The sequence below is a fragment of the Halomonas sp. KM072 genome (assembly GCF_050710315.1).
Classification (GTDB): domain Bacteria; phylum Pseudomonadota; class Gammaproteobacteria; order Pseudomonadales; family Halomonadaceae; genus Vreelandella; species Vreelandella hamiltonii.
In genome coordinates, this window is the sequence record NZ_CP136132.1 from 503958 (window position 1) to 519008 (window position 15051).

Below are 15051 nucleotides of genomic sequence, written 5' to 3' on the forward strand. Positions count from 1 at the left end.
AGTCGTGGCGGTTTGTGCCGATATTTGTCCAAAGCAACCTGAGGATAAAGCAATGCACAAAATGAGAACGTGGCTTCTGGTAGCGGGCTTACTCACTTCCCCGCTTTCTCTGGCGGAGCTCAAGGTGGGTATCGTGGCACCGTTGAGCGGTGCAGCGGCTCCCCTGGGCACGGGTATGCAGCAGGGTATCGAGGCTTATTTTGCCAAAGTAAATGCCGAAGGTGGCGTCAACGGGCAGTCGCTGGTACTGCAAGCCTTCGACGATCAATACTCGCCGCTGCCCGCCGCCGCGCATACGCGGCAGCTGGTCGGTGACAGCTCCCTGCTGGCGGCCATCGGTAACGTCGGCACGCCCACTGCCGCCGTGACCATTCCCATTCATAACCAGCACAACACGCTGCTGTACGGCGCCTTTACTGGCGCTGGCATTTTGCGCCGTTCACCCCCCGACCGCTATGTGATCAACTACCGGGCAAGCTATGTGCAGGAAACGGCCGCCATGGTGGCGGGGCTATTGGAAGCAGGAATCCAGCCCGAAGAGATTGCCTTTTTCACGCAGAACGACAGCTTTGGTGATGCAGGTTACAATGGCGCGCTGCGCGCCTTGCACGAAGAGGGCTTTACCGACACCTCACAGCTGGCCCACGGCCGTTTTACACGCGGTACCCGCAATGTTCACCAAGGGCTGGCAACCATTCTTCAGGCACCTGTCGTGCCTCGTGCGGTGATCATTGTCGGCACCTTTGGCCCCGCTGCCGATTTTATCCGCGAAGCGCGTCAGGACCTGCCGGAGACCGTGTTTCTGAACGTCTCTTTCGTGGGTAGCCAAGCCCTGCTGGAGGCGCTGGGGCCACTGGCCGAAGGGGTGATCGTGACTCAGGTCGTGCCGCCACTGGATGCTGACCTGCCAGCGGTAGAAGAGTACCGCCAGGCGTTGGCGGCGCATGTGCCCGGCAGCGAGCCGGATTTCATCTCCCTGGAGGGGTATCTGGCTGCCAAGCTGTTCGTGGAAGGGGTGAAAGCCGCCGGAGAAAATCCGAATCGGCAAGCCATCGTGGAAGGCTTGCTGGGATTGGGCACCATCGATATTGGCGTAGGTGAGCCGCTGACCCTGGGGGAAGGAGACCATCAGGCCAGCGATGCCGTGTGGGCCACGGTCATTCGCAACGGACAGTTCGAGCCGGTCGATTGGGCAAGCGTTGCACCATAATTCAAATAGCATAACCACTGACACAGCGAATACCCCTGATGAAAAAGACGATAAGCATACGAGCCATGCTCATTAGCCTATTCGCTGCCGCCGTTCTGGGCGCGATGGTACTGGCGGGCACCGGCTGGATGACGAATCAGCGGCTGATCAACGTTCAGCACCTCATCACCAGCGATGTACTTCCTTTGCAGGATGCCAGCCGCAGCATGGTACTGACCATGGGCGCGTTTGGTCAGCGTCATGCCGACCTGCTGGCGGCCGACAGCGAGGCGGCCCTTGACGGCGTGACCTCGCGCAGCGCGTTGAACGAACGCTTTGCACGTGCGCGAGACGGATTGGAGCGCAGCAGCCAATCGGCGCTATCGAACCAGCTCAGTGCACTGGACACTCACTACCAGAGCTTGCTGGCGGGTGATGAAACACTGGAAGAAGTACGCCGTGAAGCCTTGAATCTCTCGGCACAAATGGTCTCCCAGCTGCAACAGATGCAGGCTGCCATCACCACGGTCATGCACAGTGCCGAAGACATCGCCGGTCGCACGGCGCTGGCGCAGGTGCGTGAAGAGCGCCGTCAGCGTGAGCTGATGGAAGCCTGGCGTGAGGAGGGCACGACCTCGCTACCGACCCAACTGTTGGACACCATGTTCGCTCCTCGGGTGGACATTGGACGGCTGAGCGGCAATGCCCGCATGGCCGTGGCGACGCTATCCGACCTTGCGCGCCAGATGATGCAGGTGGAGAGCGTGGATGCGCTGGTCAACCTGCGTACCAATGAGATTGCCCAACAGGTAACCCTGGCACGCCAGTCGCTGGCTGCCATGGGAGAAGCACCCAGCACGACCGTCGAACAGCGCGCGCTGATCGCCGAACTGGACTCGGTGATTGCCGACCTGCATGCCCTGATGGTGGAAGATACCGGCTCCGTTTATGACCTGCGCCAGCAGCAGCTGGCCCAAGGCGAGCAGGTACAGGTGGCGCTGGCCAGCGTGGCACAAGCGTCCGATGAGATGCAGGGCGTACTGAGCGATATCGAAGCCTACACGGTCGAGCGTGCCGCCAGTGCCAGCAGTGAAGCGGAAACGCTGGCCAACGCCGGGCGCACGCTGCTGGTACTGGTCACGCTGGGCGTCATCGGCGTGCTGGCCATTTTTGGTTGGCGCACGATGGTGCGGGTACTGGGTCCGCTGGTCGCCATGCGCCGCCAAATGGAAAGCATCAGCGGTGCTGCGGGTGAAAATGCCGATCTCTCCATGCGTCTGGCCCTGGCCCATAATGATGAAGCTGGGCAAACCGCCCAGGCCTTCAATGAGATGATGGACACCTTCGAAGCCATGGTGGCACAGATCCGCGAAAGCGCCGAAGCCATTGCTTCCAGCAGCCGCCAGATTGCTGTTGGCAACGAGAACCTGTCCCAGCGTACCGACCAGCAGGCGTCCTCGTTGGCGGAAACCGCGTCCAGCCTCGAACAGATTACCGCCACGGTCAAACAGACGGCGGACTACGCCGACCAGGCCAAGGATGCCAGTACCAACGTCGATGGCCGGGCGCGCTCGGCGGGGGATGTGGCCCAGCGTACCACTGCAGCCATGAGCGACATCCGCCAGGCCAGCGAGAAGATCACCTCGATCATCAAGGCCATCGACGATATCGCCTTCCAGACCAACCTGCTGGCCCTGAATGCGTCGGTCGAGGCGGCCCGCGCGGGAGAGCAAGGGCGAGGGTTTGCGGTGGTCGCCCAGGAAGTTCGCAAGCTGGCAGGGCGCAGTGCTGAAGAGGCCGCCCAGATTCGCCATCTGGTCGACGATAGCGTGCAAAAAGTCAGTGAAGGTGAGCAGCTGGTGACGGCCTCCAGCCAGCACCTGCAAGAGATCATCGACAGTCTCACCGAGGTCACCCGTTATGTGACCGAGATCGCCGATGCCACCAAAGAGCAGTCAGCCGGCATCGATCAGATCAATCAGGCGATTTCGCAGCTGGATCAGGTGACTCACCAGAACGCACGGCTGGTTCAGGAGGCCACTACGGCAAGCCACACGCTGGATGAGCGCGCGGGGGACATGCACTCCCTGGTCAGCCGCTTTCAGGTAAGCCACGATGCCGGGCGTCAGCCTGCGGCGCTGCCCTCTCAGTCATTGTCTCAGTCACCGTCCCAGTCTCGACGACATGCTCAATCACAGCCCGCTCGCTTGAAATAAGCGCTTCTCCATCCACCTTTCCCCCGACAGCGAACGCCCCGGCGTTCGCTGTTTGCCTCTCAATCGGTTGAACTTTGCTGCACTTGCCTACACTGATAACCGCCGCTAGTACAGTAACGGCATCGCCCGCTACTTGCAGCGGCTGAATTCGAGGGTAGGCGGCTTGCTGCTGCCTTGCCGTGGCATCACCGGGGTAGTCGACGGCATTTGGGGCGGCCTCGCATGGCCACGGCCGCCAACAGCGCCACCAGGCTCAGCCAGACCAGCGCGCTGGGCCAGCGGCTTTTGTTGCGTGTACGGCTGAATGTTCTTGTAAATGCTCTGGCCATCCCTTTCCCCTTGGAAACATGACGTGTCTGCCCAGCATAGCCAGCGATGTGGTAGCGTGGCTACTTTTCCCGCCTGATCCAGGATGCCGCCATGAGGGACGCTGACATGCACTCATCCAGACACTCTCCATCGGAGGTGACCGCCATGCAGGCAACGGCTTTGCTCGCCTGCCGAGTGCGCGCGCTGCTCGAGCAAGCGCCTCGGCAGGCCCTGCCCATGACCTACCAGCAAGTGGCGGCTGCCCTGGGGCTCACCCCGCCGGGCACCATTGCGCAAGTGGCCAATGCGCTTGAATGGCTCATGGAAGAGGACGTGGCGGCAGGGCGGCCCCTGGTCGCGGCGCTGGTCATCAGTCGGCGTGGCGAAGATCGTCCGGCCAGCGGGTTTTTCGAAAAGGCCGTGGCGCTGGGGCGCTTTCCGCAGGACCCCGCGACCCACGCGGAGCACTACCTGGCCGAGCGCGAGGGGGCCATGAATCTCCGTTGACTCACGCCTTGCGCAGCGGGTCGAGCAGGCCACTCAGGCCGTTATGGTCGATTTCGTGCATCAAGTGCAGCAGCTGGCCAATCTCCCCGGAAGGGAAGCCTTCTCGCGCAAACCAGTTGAGATAGGGCCCAGGCAGGTCGGCGATGATCCATCCTTCGTATTTGCCGAAGGGCATTTTGCGTGAGACCAGCTTTTCGAGGTCTTCGGGTTTCATTCGGTAATTCCTTTCATTCTCATTTAAGCGTTCTTTTATGTTTCCGCGCCCACGGTTTTTTGTTAGACTTTCGTCGACAATCACACCCCCCCTCGACGCTGGGCGCTCACTGCTCCGGCACGTCATTTCTGTATCGTCAGGGACATGACATGCAAAAACGTTTAAGTCTTTTACTCTGCTCGCCGCTGCTGGCGCTAGCAGCAATGCCCGTTTCGGCCGATGAACCGGTCGATGTCCTGCTGATTGGCGGCGGCATCATGAGCGCTACGCTGGGCACCTATCTCCAGGAGCTGGAGCCGGAGTGGAGCATACACCTCTACGAGCGATTGGATGAAGTCGCCGCTGAAAGCTCCAACGGCTGGAACAACGCCGGTACCGGACACTCGGCTTTCTGCGAAATGAACTACACCCCTGAGCAGTCGGACGGCAGTGTGGCCATCGACCGTGCGGTCAACGTGACCGAGCAGTTCGAGGTGTCTCGCCAGTTCTGGGCGCACCAGGTGGACCGTGGCATGCTCGGCGAGCCCGGCTCGTTCATCAGCACCTCTCCGCATTTGAGCCTGGTATGGGGCGAAGACGACGTGGCGTTCCTGCGCGAGCGTCACGCCACCATGGTACAGAACCCGCTCTACGCCGGAATGGAGTACTCCGAGGATTGGCAGGAACTGGCCGAGTGGATGCCGCTGGTCATGGCCGGTCGTGAGAACGACGGCACCCCGGTGGCAGCAACGCGCATGCAGATGGGCACCGAGGTGAACTACGGTGCGCAAACGCGCCAGATGATCGAATCTCTGGCCCAGAGCGACAACTTCACGCTGGGTCTGAACAGCGAAGTGCGCGGCTTCGAGCGCAATGACGACGATACCTGGCAGGTTCGTATCGCCGATTTGGCCAGCGGTGATGAGTTCACCGTCGATGCGCGTTTCGTCTTCATCGGTGCGGGCGGTGCGGCGCTGCCGCTGCTGCAGGAAACCGGCATTCCTGAAGCAGAGGGCTACGGCGGCTTCCCGGTGGGCGGCCAGTTCCTCTACACCACCAACCCGGACGTTGTGTCTCAGCACCTGGTGAAAGTGTATGGCAAGGCCGGTGAAGGCTCACCGCCCATGTCGGTGCCTCACCTGGACATCCGCTATCTGGACGGTGAACCCGCGCTGTTCTTTGGCCCGTTTGCCACATTCTCCAGCAAGTTCCTGAAAGAGGGCTCCTGGACCGACCTGTTCGGCTCCATGACGCTGAACAACACTTGGCCGATGATGCAGGTCGGGGTCGATAACTTTGATCTCGTGCGTTATCTGGTCAGCCAGGTGATGATGTCGGAAGAAGATCGCTTCGAAGCCCTGCAGGACTTCTACCCGGAAGCCAACCCCGATGACTGGTCGCTGTGGACAGCGGGTCAACGCGTGCAGATCATCCGTGACGATGAAGAGCAGGGCGGTGTGCTGCAGTTTGGTACCGAAATCATCAGCTCTGCCGATGGCAGCATGTCGGCGCTGCTGGGTGCCTCGCCTGGCGCTTCCACCGCTCCGTCGATCATGCTGAACCTGCTGGGTCGTGTGTTCCCCGAACAGGTAGCTAGCGAGGAGTGGCAGTCTACCCTGACCGCTATCGTGCCGTCCTACGGCCAGAAACTGGCGGAAAATCCGGAGCTGCTGCGTGACGTGCGTGCCTATACGGCACAAACCCTGCAGCTTGACGAGCCCATGAACCTGCAGGCGGGTGATGCCGTCGAGGCAAGTGACGTCGAAGAGACCGCTGACGAGGCAGAGCAGGACGCCGAGCCCGCTGACGAGGCGGAAGCTCAGGACAGCGAGCAGGAAGAAGAGGTAACGCAGGCGTAAGTACAACGCCTGTCGTTGGTCGATACAACGCCAGCCTTCGGGCTGGCGTTGTGCGTTTCGTTCATTGCTATGCGGCGTATTCCACCAGCAGAGCGATCAGGGCACGGGCTGCCTCGTGGCCAGGTTGATCGCCTCGATATACCACCCCGATATCCCGGTGAAAGGTGTGCTCACCGAGGCTGACTGCCCTGATGCCGCTGGGCCAATGGTCAAGGGCGCGAGGCTCTGGTACCAGCGCGACGCCCACGCCGTTGGCCACCAGCCGAACGATGGCATCCAGCTCATCGACTTCACACACATCGCGCACCTGGCAGTGCTGATCGCGCAAGAAGCGCTCGACCTGCCGCCCCCCAAAGGACGTCCGGTCGTAACGCACGAACGGATGACGCTCCAGCAATGCTCGCCAATCGCTCCCTGACCAGCCCTGCGGTACCAACAGGCGAAAGGGTTCATGGGCCAGCGGCTGCCAGCGCAGGTCGCTATGCAGCGAGAAGGGCGGCCGAATGATCACGGCCATGTCGAGCTCTCCTGCATCCACTTGGCTCATCAGCCCCAGTGACAGCCCAGGCACCACCCGGCTGCGGCAGTGGGGAAAGTGGCGGTGAAAATGTGCCAGCACGTCCGGTAGCAGCGTACGTTGATACGAGGCAATGGCGCCTAGCGTGATGAGCGTGCCGGGGGCCTGGTCGGTGCCTGCTGCCCCCAGCGTTCGGTACAGCGCCAGCAGGGTGCGGGCCTGCTGCAGGGTTTCCTGCCCTCGCGGGGTGAGGACGGCATGGCGACCGCTGCGCTCGAACAGTGTGACCCCCAGCTCCGCTTCCAGGCGCTTCATCTGGGCGCTGACGGCCGCCTGGGTCAGCCCGGTCTGCTGCCCGGCAGCGGCAAAAGTGCCGTGCTGGGCCACGGCGACAAGCGTTTTAAGCTCACGAATCATGATCGGTAACTCATCAATATTTTTTGTGAGTTTATCAAAAAACAATTGATTTTATTTTTGCATGGCGGCTTTTAGGATGGCTGAACCAACCCTAAACGCAGCACATCGCGGCATACCCGATAACAGGAGCTTCTCATGAGCCTTTCCCCTTTCCACCTGGCAATCCCCGTTTACGATGTGCCGCTGGCACGCGCTTTCTACAATGATGTTTTTGGTCTGGAAGAGGGGCGTTCCAGTGACCATTGGGTGGATTTCAACTTCTTTGGCCACCAGCTGGTGATTCACGGGCATCCCAAGACGCCTGGGCAGGAAAGCGCCCATACCAACCCGGTGGATGGCCATAATGTGCCGGTACCGCATTTTGGTGTCATCCTGGAGTGGGATGAGTGGGAAACGCTGGCCGAGCGCCTGAAAGCCCGCGATACCGATTTCGTGATCGAACCCTATATTCGCTTCAAGGGAGAAGTGGGCGAACAGGCCACCATGTTCCTGCTCGACCCCTGCGGCAATGCGCTGGAGTTCAAGGCGTTCAAGGACAAGAGCCAGATTTTTGCCAAGTAAGTGCGCTTGTGTCGCCGACAGGGCGCGTGTCAGGCGCGCATGGCCTGCTCCTGTCGGCGATGCTGTAGCGGTGGCTCGCCAAAGTAACGCTTATAGTCGCGGCTGAACTGAGGCACGCTGCGGTAGCCGACGGCCAAGGCGGTCTGGTTGACGTTATGGCGGTCCTGCAGCAATAGCTGCTGAGCCTTCAGCAGCCGCAGCCGTTTCAAGTATTGCGCTGGGGAAGCCCGAGTGATCTGCTTGAAGTGCTGATGAAAGGTCGAGACGCTCATGTTGGCTTGACGAGCCAGCTGTTCCACCGAAAACGGATCGGCAAAATGAGCGTGCAGGTGGGAAAGCACCTGCACGATTCTCGCATAGTGGCCATGGCCGCTGACCAGCGCACGCAGCGCTTGCCCCTGTTCCCCCTTGAGCGCTTCGAACACCACATCGCGTATGCGCGCTGCCCCCATGGTGCGGCACTCCATCTCGTCGTGCAGGGTGTGGGCGAGCCGCAGTACGGCGGCCAGCATGCCCTCGTTCATGGCCACCGAGGCCATGGGCCTGGGGGTTTTCACGGTTTGCACAAGCGGCCCCTGATCGCCCATGGCCGTGACCAGCTCGTTGAGCAGTGCGGGGTCCAGAGAGACCGAAATACCCAACAGCGGCGCCTCTTCGGAGCCGTGTGTTTCGCACTCGAAAGGCAGCGGCAGGGTCTGAACGAGATAGTGGCCAGGATTGTAGTGAATCTCGCGGTCACCCAAGTAACCGATCTTTCGCCCTTGGGCAATCACCGTCAGCCCCGGTTCGTACATGAGCGGGGTGCGCGGCTGATGCCGTTTCAGACACAGCAGGCTGACGCGTGGCAGTGTCGAGGCGTTCATTCCTTCCCGTCGAATCAAGGGAGAAAGGCACTGAGCGAGGGCATTACCGGCAGCGGTGGTAGTGGCCATGGTAGCTCCGAAAGGTAGACAGTTTTGGGGCAGCTGCGACGATTGTGCCTTTTTTGAGCGAATTTTTGTTATTTTATTACGCTTGAGTAGAGAAATAGGCAAAAAAAACGGAGCTTCGTTCATCGCTAACCGCGGCGGTACGGCCAATAATGGTGACTTCTCTCGCATGGGCGGGATGCCTTGAACAGGAGTTTCCATGAGCCAAGCAAAATCTTACGCCGCGTTTTCTGCCGACAAACCCCTCGCGCCGTTTACCTTTGAGCGTCGTGCGCCGCGTGCCGACGACGTTGCCATCGAAATTCTCTACTGTGGCGTATGCCACAGCGACCTGCACTTTGCGCGTAACGACTGGGGCATGAGCCAATACCCCGTCGTGCCCGGTCACGAGATCGTCGGCCGCGTAACCGCTGTGGGCAGCGACGTGAGCCGCTTCCAGGTAGGCGATCTGGTAGGGGTGGGCTGTATGGTCGATTCCTGCCGTACCTGTTCGGCCTGCCAAGAAGGCGTAGAGCAATACTGCCTGGAAGGCTTCACCATGACCTACGGTAGCCCCGACCGTCAGGATGGCACCCTGACCCAGGGCGGCTATTCCGATGCCATCGTGGTGAGCGAGCATTTCGTGCTCAAGATGCCTGACGGTATCGATCTGGCCTCGGCAGCGCCTATCCTGTGCGCCGGTATCACTACCTACTCACCGCTGAAGCATTTCGGGGTAGGTAAAGGGCACAAGATCGGTGTGATTGGTATGGGTGGCCTGGGCCATATGGGCGTGAAGCTGGCCAAGGCGCTGGGCGCAGAAGTCACGGTATTTACCCGTTCCGACGCCAAGGTAGAGGAAGCCAAGCGAAACGGCGCTGACCACGTGGTGGTGTCCAGCGACCCGGCGCAAATGGAGGCCGTGGCAGAGACCTACGACTTCATGCTGGACACCGTGCCGGTGCAGCATGACCTCAACCCCTACCTGGCCGCGCTCAAGTACAACGGTACGCATATCATCGTCGGGCTGCTGGAGCCCATCGAGCCGACCATCGAAGCGTTCAATCTGGTCTTCAAGCGCCGCGTGGTGGCTGGTTCACTGATCGGCGGGATTGCCGAAACGGAAGAGCTCTTGAAGCTGTGCGCCGAACAGAACATCACCTGCGATATCGAAATGCTGGATATCAACGACATCAACGAAGGTTTCGAGCGCATGGAAAAAGGTGACGTGCGTTACCGCTTCGTGATCGACATGGCCACGCTGAAAAACACGCCTGCCTGAGGCAGGTCACGGGTAGCGATGCCCACTCTCCGAGGGTTTCTCGGGGAGTGGGCTTTTTTGTGGGCCCATCAATGAAAATTTGTTGATATACATAAGTCGTAGAAAGGCCGTTTTTTGGCGTGGATTGTTTTACCCTTCGCTTGAGCAGTGCCATAACGAATAAGCACAGGGGAACTCACCCATGAAGCATCTCTCAATCAAATGGAGCCTGACGGCTGCCCTCGCGGTGCTGGTGGTGATGATTGGCCTGATTAGCGGGCTGGGCTTTTATGCCAATACCAACAGCGGTCAGGCACTTGCCGAAATCAACAATACCAATGTGCGGCTGGTCAATCTGGCCAACCGAATGCAGGTCAATGCGTTACGGGCGCAGACCTTTCTCGACCGCGCTGCCAGCTTCAGTACCATGGGCAATCCTGAAAGAGGTCAGGAAAGCCAGGGGCAGGCAGTGGAGGCCACGCAGATCGCGCAACAGTACTTCGAGGAGTTCTCCTCTGTGGGGGTGGCCCCGGAAAGTGAGCTTTCCCGCTACCGAGATGCGGTGGCCGAGGCTTATCAAGCCTTTGTGGTGGAGGGCTTGGAGCCTTTGTTGAATGCGCCGCCTTTCCAGATCCAGCGCCGCCAGGCGGAGCTGGGCGAGCATAGCGCGCGTCTGGATACGGCGATGAGCGGTTTTGTGGCCTATACCGAATCTCGTGGTCAGCAGGTGATGCAACAGGTTGAGCGAGTCGCGACCTGGGTCGGTGCCATCGCCATTGGTCTACTGCTGTTTTCACTATTGGCGGCGCTGGTCATTCGTATTGCCATGGTGCGCGGGGTGGTGACGCCGCTGCGCCAGGCGCTGGACCACTTTGCGCGCATTGCCGACGGCGACCTGACCGGGCGTATCGAAGACCGCGGCCGTAACGAGATTGGCCAGCTGTTCATGGGGCTGGCCGCCATGCAGGAAAAGCTCAGGACGCTGGTCCTCTCGTTGCGCAGCAGCAGTGAGCACGTCTATAGCGGGGCCAGCGAGATTTCCTCCGGCAGTCAGGACCTCTCCTCGCGTACCGAGCAGCAGGCCGCCGCGCTTCAGCAAACGGCTTCCAGCATGGAGCAGATGGCGACCACGGTGGGTACCAATGCGGATATCGCCCAGCAGGCCGACCAGCTCTCCGTGGCGGCATCGCAGTCGGCAGAGCTGAGTGGCGACGAGGTCGAGCGAACCGTGCAACTGATGCGGGATATTGCGGCCAGCGCCGACAAGGTGAACGACATCATTGGCGTGATCGACTCGATTGCCTTCCAGACCAATATCCTGGCGCTCAATGCCTCCGTGGAAGCGGCCCGAGCCGGTGAGCAGGGGCGCGGCTTCGCCGTGGTGGCCAGTGAGGTGCGTTCTCTCGCTACCCGCAGTGCCGAGTCGGCCAAGGAGATTCGTGGCCTCATCGAGCAAACCACGGCACAGATCACCAGCGGTGCCAGCCAGGCCGAGCGCAGCGGGCAAACCATCCATCAGACGGTGGACGCCATTCGTCAGGTCACCACGCTGGTGGGTGAAATTTCCACGGCAACCCGTGAACAGAGCGGAGGGATCGAGCAGATCAATGCGGCGTTGACCGAAATGGATTCGGTGACTCAGCAGAACGCGGCGCTCGTGCAGGAAACCAGCGCGGCGGCCACTGCCCTGGAGGGCCAGGCCAGCGGTCTGGCAGAACTGATCTCTACCTTCCGGCTGGCCGCTGGCGAGCAATTGTCGCCTGCGCCGCAGGAGACAGCGCCCGCTCTTGGGCGGCAAGCACCCGCCCCGATGCCCAAAGCCAAGTCTACCCAGACACAGCAGGACGAGTGGGACGAATTCTAAAGAGGAAGACCATAGAACGCCCCCTGTGCGCACGATGTGCTCAGGGGGCGTTTTTCTTTCAGGCGTGAGCCACCACGCGCAGGCGCACGTAGTCGGCGGTCCAGTTGCCGCGACCATCGCTCAGGCTGTGCGCCAGCAGGTTGACCGCATTATCGAACACGGCATCTTTCAGGTCGTCATCCAGGCCGTGGAAGAACGGGCTGGCAAAGGTGTCCAACCAGTTGGCCATGCCCTTGGGCAGCGGCGTAGGGCGTGGGATGAGCTCGATGCTGTCGATACGAAAGCCCACCGTTTGCAGCAGGTTGGCGTAATCCTCTGCCGTCGGGAAATACCACGGGTGACGCCCTTTGGAGCTGATGCCACGGAACTGCAGCGAGGCAATCAGCGCGGTGCAGATGGCCGCCACGTTACCGTGCCCACCAAACTCGGCCACGAAGCGGCCACCAGGCTTGAGGGCTCGCTTGACGCCGGCCAACACGGCTTGAGGGTCCAGCATCCAATGCAGGGCGGCATTGCTGAAAACTGCATCGAACTCGTGGTCGAAGGGCAGTTGGTGGCCATCGACGACTTTGGCCGTCACGCCGCGCTGCTGCGCCGCCGCGACCATTTCCGCTGACGCATCGACGCCCAGCACGTCAGCGCCCAGCTGCATGATGCGCTCGCTCAATACGCCATCACCGCAGCCCAGATCCAGAATGCGCTCACCCGGCTGAGGGGAGAGCAGCTTCAGCACCTCGTGGCCCAGCTTGGGCACGAAAGATGCGTTTTCCGCGTACTGGCTAGCATTCCATGCTTGCCCAGGCGGGGTATGTGAGGTGTTTGTCATGGCGGCATCCTGGCATCGTTATTCAGTGGTGCGATTATTCAGAGTGAAACACTGTATTAGAATAACGCTTTTTACAGTATAGCCATCCGCTGGATAAGCCCCAGTCACACAGTGTATTCAGTTGTTGATGCGTACTGTCTTGGCCGTTGGTGACATATCCTGACGCTATACTGGTTCCATCACGTTTCACGTAAGCTGGTCATCTTTGTTTGACAATCCATACACTACACCCTCGAGGCACCATGAACGACGTTATCAAGCTCTTGCAGTCCCACCGTTCCATTCGTAAATTCACCGACCAGGAGATTCCCCGTGGGCTGCTCCTGGAGCTGATCAAGGCTGGGCAGGCGGCGGCGACCTCCAGCCATGTGCAGGCGTACAGCGTGATTCACGTGAAAGATGCAGCCAATCGAGAGCAACTGGCCGAACTGTCCGGTGGCCAGGGCTATGTGGCCAGCAGTGCGGTATTTCTGGTGTTCTGCGCCGACATGAAGCGTCCTACCGAAGCCTCGGCGCGTACTGGCGCCAACGTAGAGCGCGGCATGACCGAGCAACTGCTGGTGGCCACCGTGGACACGGCGCTGATGGCCCAAAACGTGGCCGTGGCGGCCGAGTCGGAAGGGCTGGGCATCTGCTACATCGGCGGGATTCGCAACAACCCCGAGGCCGTCAGTGAACTGCTCAAGCTGCCGCCCCATGTGTACCCGGTATTCGGTATGTGTCTGGGCTACCCGGACCATCAGCCGGAGGTCAAGCCCAGGCTGCCCGTGGAGGCGATTCTGAAAGAGGACTACTACACTGATGACAGTGATCAGGTCGTGGCCTTCGATGACACCATGCGGGCCTACTACCAATCACGCAGTAGCGGCAATAAAAACAGTGACTGGTCGCACAACCTCACCCCGCTGTTCGACAACAAGCTGCGCCCCCATATGCGTGACTTTCTAGTGAAGCGTGGCTTTACCATGAAATAAGGAGCCCTTCATGTCCCTACAGCGTGCCTACCTTCTCTTCGCTGGGCTTTACAGCCTGCTGCCCGTGATGGGCGTCATTGCCATTCTCTTCGGGGGCGGGACACCGCTGGCGCTGGTGCACCTGTTTTTTTGGGGTGTTGGGGGTCGTGGGGCTGTGGGGATACATGCTCAACCGAGGCGTCATGAATCAGCGCATGTGGCGGCCGCTGGCGCTGGTGTTTGCCGTGGGAAGCCTGGTGCAGATGGGCATTCTGCTGAGTACGCCAGTGGCGGGCGTAGAACTGACCTGGATGCTCATCAGCAGCATCTTTGCTCTCATCCTGGCCGTCATGCTCTATCACTACGGCAATCGAGACCAGCCGCTGTGGGCCAGTGAAGAAGAGCGAGTGGCCGCGTCGAAGCTGGCCCAACTGTTGGAGCAGCAGTCCAACGTCACGGCGTATCACCGGGAGCCGGGTCACGAGAACAGTGTCCGCGTCTCCAAAGTAGGCAGTGCCTATCAGGCCAGCGTTACCCGCCGCACCCCCAAAGGTCAGGAGACGTTCGAGCAGCGCTTTCGCCATCCTGAAACGCTGCTGTTCTTTGCCGAAAAGTTCGCGAGCGTCGCGCCACAGGAGTTCACTCGCGAGGAGGAGCCAGGCTCACAGCCGGCGTGATCACCATCACGTTTGCAGCAGCGGACTGTTGGCCAACTGGCTCGCCAGTTGGCCCTTGATGAACTGGTAGAGAGGCGTAATGCGCTTCGGCAAATGTTCCTCGGCCACTCGCTGGTCGATATAGTAGGCGGCACGGCTACCGCAGTAGTCGATCACGCCGCCCACTTGATGAAACTGGAGGCCGGAAGCCTTCAGCAAGCGGCTGAAGCGTGGCTCGAGCATGGCGAACGCATGTGGGCGCTGGCTGAGGCCCACCAAGGCGGTGGCGGCCAGAAACAGGCTCAGGCTGAGCAGGGCAGGGCTCTCCTTGATGCTTTCGTAGGGGCTTTGTACGTCGCTATGCTTGCGACGCACCGTAGAATGAACGGCCAACCGCGAGACTTCGCATACCTGCTGATGAGCAAAGCAGCGGGGGTGCGTGTTTGGTAAAAACAGATGCTCCCCATAATAGGCTTCCAGCGGCAGGCTGTGCTGCTCGTGGCCATTGTGCTCGTCGAACAGTACGACCCTCAGGCATCCTACATCCAATCCTGTGGCCTTGTGGTGAAGCAGGCACACCAGCGACTGCTGGTCATGGTCATCGTGTTCGATATTGAGCGCACTGTCATTGCCGAGGTCGTAGTTCAACTCCTCGATGAACACCGCGTGGCGCAGGGTAAAGGCGCGCAGTTTTTCAATGGGTGTATGAGCAATCAACAGGGAAAAATGCGTGTCGAAGAAGGCCGGTGAGAAAGTGTTTTCGACAAGCGTTTCAGGCGTGGTGACGGGGGGAGTTATTGTCGTGATCACCATCG

At 60.4% G+C, this 15051-nt stretch carries 16 protein-coding genes; 9 read left to right on the top strand and 7 right to left on the bottom strand.

Features of this window, described 5'->3' with window-relative positions:
• Window positions 1-61 precede the first annotated feature (61 nt).
• Both RVM26_RS02385 and RVM26_RS02390 read left to right on the top strand, forming a co-directional pair.
• A complete protein-coding gene (locus RVM26_RS02385; protein ID WP_498940559.1) occupies window positions 62-1210 on the top strand; it encodes an ABC transporter substrate-binding protein in 1149 nt (382 codons plus the stop codon).
• Window positions 1211-1275: 65 nt separating this feature from the next.
• On the top strand, window positions 1276-3405 hold the full coding sequence (locus RVM26_RS02390) for a methyl-accepting chemotaxis protein (RefSeq protein ID WP_498940561.1): 2130 nt from the start codon (window positions 1276-1278) through the stop codon (window positions 3403-3405).
• Between the two features lie 185 nt (window positions 3406-3590).
• Here the strand turns inward: RVM26_RS02390 and RVM26_RS02395 are convergent, their stop codons facing one another.
• Window positions 3591-3734: a hypothetical protein gene (locus RVM26_RS02395; RefSeq protein ID WP_498940563.1), complete on the bottom strand. Its 144-nt coding sequence runs from the start codon at window positions 3732-3734 to the stop codon at window positions 3591-3593.
• A 106-nt stretch (window positions 3735-3840) separates the two neighbouring features.
• On the opposite strand from RVM26_RS02395, the gene RVM26_RS02400 reads away from it, so the two are divergent.
• Window positions 3841-4221, top strand: a complete 381-nt coding sequence (locus RVM26_RS02400; protein WP_498940565.1) for a hypothetical protein — start codon at window positions 3841-3843, stop codon at window positions 4219-4221.
• 1 nt (window position 4222) lies between these two features.
• Here the strand turns inward: RVM26_RS02400 and RVM26_RS02405 are convergent, their stop codons facing one another.
• The gene (locus tag RVM26_RS02405) at window positions 4223-4435 is read right to left on the bottom strand and encodes a DUF3820 family protein (RefSeq protein WP_039175844.1); all 213 of its coding nucleotides are present in this window, start codon (window positions 4433-4435) and stop codon (window positions 4223-4225) included.
• Window positions 4436-4584: 149 nt separating this feature from the next.
• Here RVM26_RS02405 and mqo point away from each other — a divergent pair, with 149 nt between their 5' ends.
• Window positions 4585-6273: a malate:quinone oxidoreductase gene (gene mqo, locus RVM26_RS02410; RefSeq protein WP_498940567.1), complete on the top strand. Its 1689-nt coding sequence runs from the start codon at window positions 4585-4587 to the stop codon at window positions 6271-6273.
• Between the two features lie 67 nt (window positions 6274-6340).
• On the opposite strand, the gene RVM26_RS02415 is transcribed toward mqo, so the two are convergent.
• Window positions 6341-7207: a LysR family transcriptional regulator gene (locus RVM26_RS02415; RefSeq protein ID WP_498940577.1), complete on the bottom strand. Its 867-nt coding sequence runs from the start codon at window positions 7205-7207 to the stop codon at window positions 6341-6343.
• A gap of 135 nt (window positions 7208-7342) precedes the next feature.
• On the opposite strand from RVM26_RS02415, the gene RVM26_RS02420 reads away from it, so the two are divergent.
• The gene (locus RVM26_RS02420; RefSeq protein ID WP_039175852.1) at window positions 7343-7768 is read left to right on the top strand and encodes a VOC family protein; all 426 of its coding nucleotides are present in this window, start codon (window positions 7343-7345) and stop codon (window positions 7766-7768) included.
• 29 nt (window positions 7769-7797) lie between these two features.
• On the opposite strand, the gene RVM26_RS02425 is transcribed toward RVM26_RS02420, so the two are convergent.
• Window positions 7798-8700, bottom strand: a complete 903-nt coding sequence (locus RVM26_RS02425) for an AraC family transcriptional regulator (RefSeq protein WP_498940578.1) — start codon at window positions 8698-8700, stop codon at window positions 7798-7800.
• Between the two features lie 196 nt (window positions 8701-8896).
• Here RVM26_RS02425 and RVM26_RS02430 point away from each other — a divergent pair, with 196 nt between their 5' ends.
• Complete coding sequence (locus RVM26_RS02430) at window positions 8897-9958, top strand: NAD(P)-dependent alcohol dehydrogenase (protein WP_189463671.1); 1062 nt, start codon at window positions 8897-8899, stop codon at window positions 9956-9958.
• A 181-nt stretch (window positions 9959-10139) separates the two neighbouring features.
• The gene (locus tag RVM26_RS02435; RefSeq protein ID WP_498940580.1) at window positions 10140-11801 is read left to right on the top strand and encodes a methyl-accepting chemotaxis protein; all 1662 of its coding nucleotides are present in this window, start codon (window positions 10140-10142) and stop codon (window positions 11799-11801) included.
• 58 nt (window positions 11802-11859) lie between these two features.
• Here the strand turns inward: RVM26_RS02435 and RVM26_RS02440 are convergent, their stop codons facing one another.
• Window positions 11860-12627 carry a class I SAM-dependent methyltransferase gene (locus RVM26_RS02440; RefSeq protein WP_498940582.1) on the bottom strand — a complete coding sequence of 256 codons (768 nt, stop codon included), beginning with the start codon at window positions 12625-12627 and terminating at the stop codon, window positions 11860-11862.
• Window positions 12628-12869: 242 nt separating this feature from the next.
• Here RVM26_RS02440 and nfsA point away from each other — a divergent pair, with 242 nt between their 5' ends.
• Window positions 12870-13601 carry a nitroreductase family protein gene (nfsA, locus tag RVM26_RS02445; RefSeq protein ID WP_498940584.1) on the top strand — a complete coding sequence of 244 codons (732 nt, stop codon included), beginning with the start codon at window positions 12870-12872 and terminating at the stop codon, window positions 13599-13601.
• A 16-nt stretch (window positions 13602-13617) separates the two neighbouring features.
• Here the strand turns inward: nfsA and RVM26_RS02450 are convergent, their stop codons facing one another.
• Complete coding sequence (locus RVM26_RS02450; RefSeq protein ID WP_498940586.1) at window positions 13618-13785, bottom strand: hypothetical protein; 168 nt, start codon at window positions 13783-13785, stop codon at window positions 13618-13620.
• Between RVM26_RS02450 and RVM26_RS02455 the strand changes: the two genes are divergently transcribed.
• On the top strand, window positions 13784-14257 hold the full coding sequence (locus tag RVM26_RS02455; protein WP_498940588.1) for a hypothetical protein: 474 nt from the start codon (window positions 13784-13786) through the stop codon (window positions 14255-14257). The two genes, RVM26_RS02450 and RVM26_RS02455, sit on opposite strands and share 2 nt — an antisense overlap.
• Window positions 14258-14263: 6 nt before the next feature.
• Here the strand turns inward: RVM26_RS02455 and RVM26_RS02460 are convergent, their stop codons facing one another.
• The gene (locus tag RVM26_RS02460; RefSeq protein ID WP_498940590.1) at window positions 14264-15049 is read right to left on the bottom strand and encodes a lysophospholipid acyltransferase family protein; all 786 of its coding nucleotides are present in this window, start codon (window positions 15047-15049) and stop codon (window positions 14264-14266) included.
• Between the last annotated feature and the right edge of the window lie 2 nt (window positions 15050-15051).

Excerpts from the sequence above, each read along its gene's own strand:
- RVM26_RS02385 (WP_498940559.1), top strand. The coding sequence starts at position 62 with ATGAGAACGTGGCTTCTGGTAGCGGGCTTACTCACTTCCCCGCTTTCT.
- RVM26_RS02390 (WP_498940561.1), top strand. The coding sequence starts at position 1,276 with ATGCTCATTAGCCTATTCGCTGCCGCCGTTCTGGGCGCGATGGTACTG.
- RVM26_RS02395 (WP_498940563.1), bottom strand. The coding sequence starts at position 3,734 with ATGGCCAGAGCATTTACAAGAACATTCAGCCGTACACGCAACAAAAGC.
- RVM26_RS02400 (WP_498940565.1), top strand. The coding sequence starts at position 3,841 with ATGCACTCATCCAGACACTCTCCATCGGAGGTGACCGCCATGCAGGCA.
- RVM26_RS02405 (WP_039175844.1), bottom strand. The coding sequence starts at position 4,435 with ATGAAACCCGAAGACCTCGAAAAGCTGGTCTCACGCAAAATGCCCTTC.
- mqo (WP_498940567.1), top strand. The coding sequence starts at position 4,585 with ATGCAAAAACGTTTAAGTCTTTTACTCTGCTCGCCGCTGCTGGCGCTA.
- RVM26_RS02415 (WP_498940577.1), bottom strand. The coding sequence starts at position 7,207 with ATGATTCGTGAGCTTAAAACGCTTGTCGCCGTGGCCCAGCACGGCACT.
- RVM26_RS02420 (WP_039175852.1), top strand. The coding sequence starts at position 7,343 with ATGAGCCTTTCCCCTTTCCACCTGGCAATCCCCGTTTACGATGTGCCG.
- RVM26_RS02425 (WP_498940578.1), bottom strand. The coding sequence starts at position 8,700 with ATGGCCACTACCACCGCTGCCGGTAATGCCCTCGCTCAGTGCCTTTCT.
- RVM26_RS02430 (WP_189463671.1), top strand. The coding sequence starts at position 8,897 with ATGAGCCAAGCAAAATCTTACGCCGCGTTTTCTGCCGACAAACCCCTC.
- RVM26_RS02435 (WP_498940580.1), top strand. The coding sequence starts at position 10,140 with ATGAAGCATCTCTCAATCAAATGGAGCCTGACGGCTGCCCTCGCGGTG.
- RVM26_RS02440 (WP_498940582.1), bottom strand. The coding sequence starts at position 12,627 with ATGACAAACACCTCACATACCCCGCCTGGGCAAGCATGGAATGCTAGC.
- nfsA (WP_498940584.1), top strand. The coding sequence starts at position 12,870 with ATGAACGACGTTATCAAGCTCTTGCAGTCCCACCGTTCCATTCGTAAA.
- RVM26_RS02455 (WP_498940588.1), top strand. The coding sequence starts at position 13,784 with ATGAATCAGCGCATGTGGCGGCCGCTGGCGCTGGTGTTTGCCGTGGGA.
- RVM26_RS02450 (WP_498940586.1), bottom strand. The coding sequence starts at position 13,785 with ATGACGCCTCGGTTGAGCATGTATCCCCACAGCCCCACGACCCCCAAC.
- RVM26_RS02460 (WP_498940590.1), bottom strand. The coding sequence starts at position 15,049 with ATGGTGATCACGACAATAACTCCCCCCGTCACCACGCCTGAAACGCTT.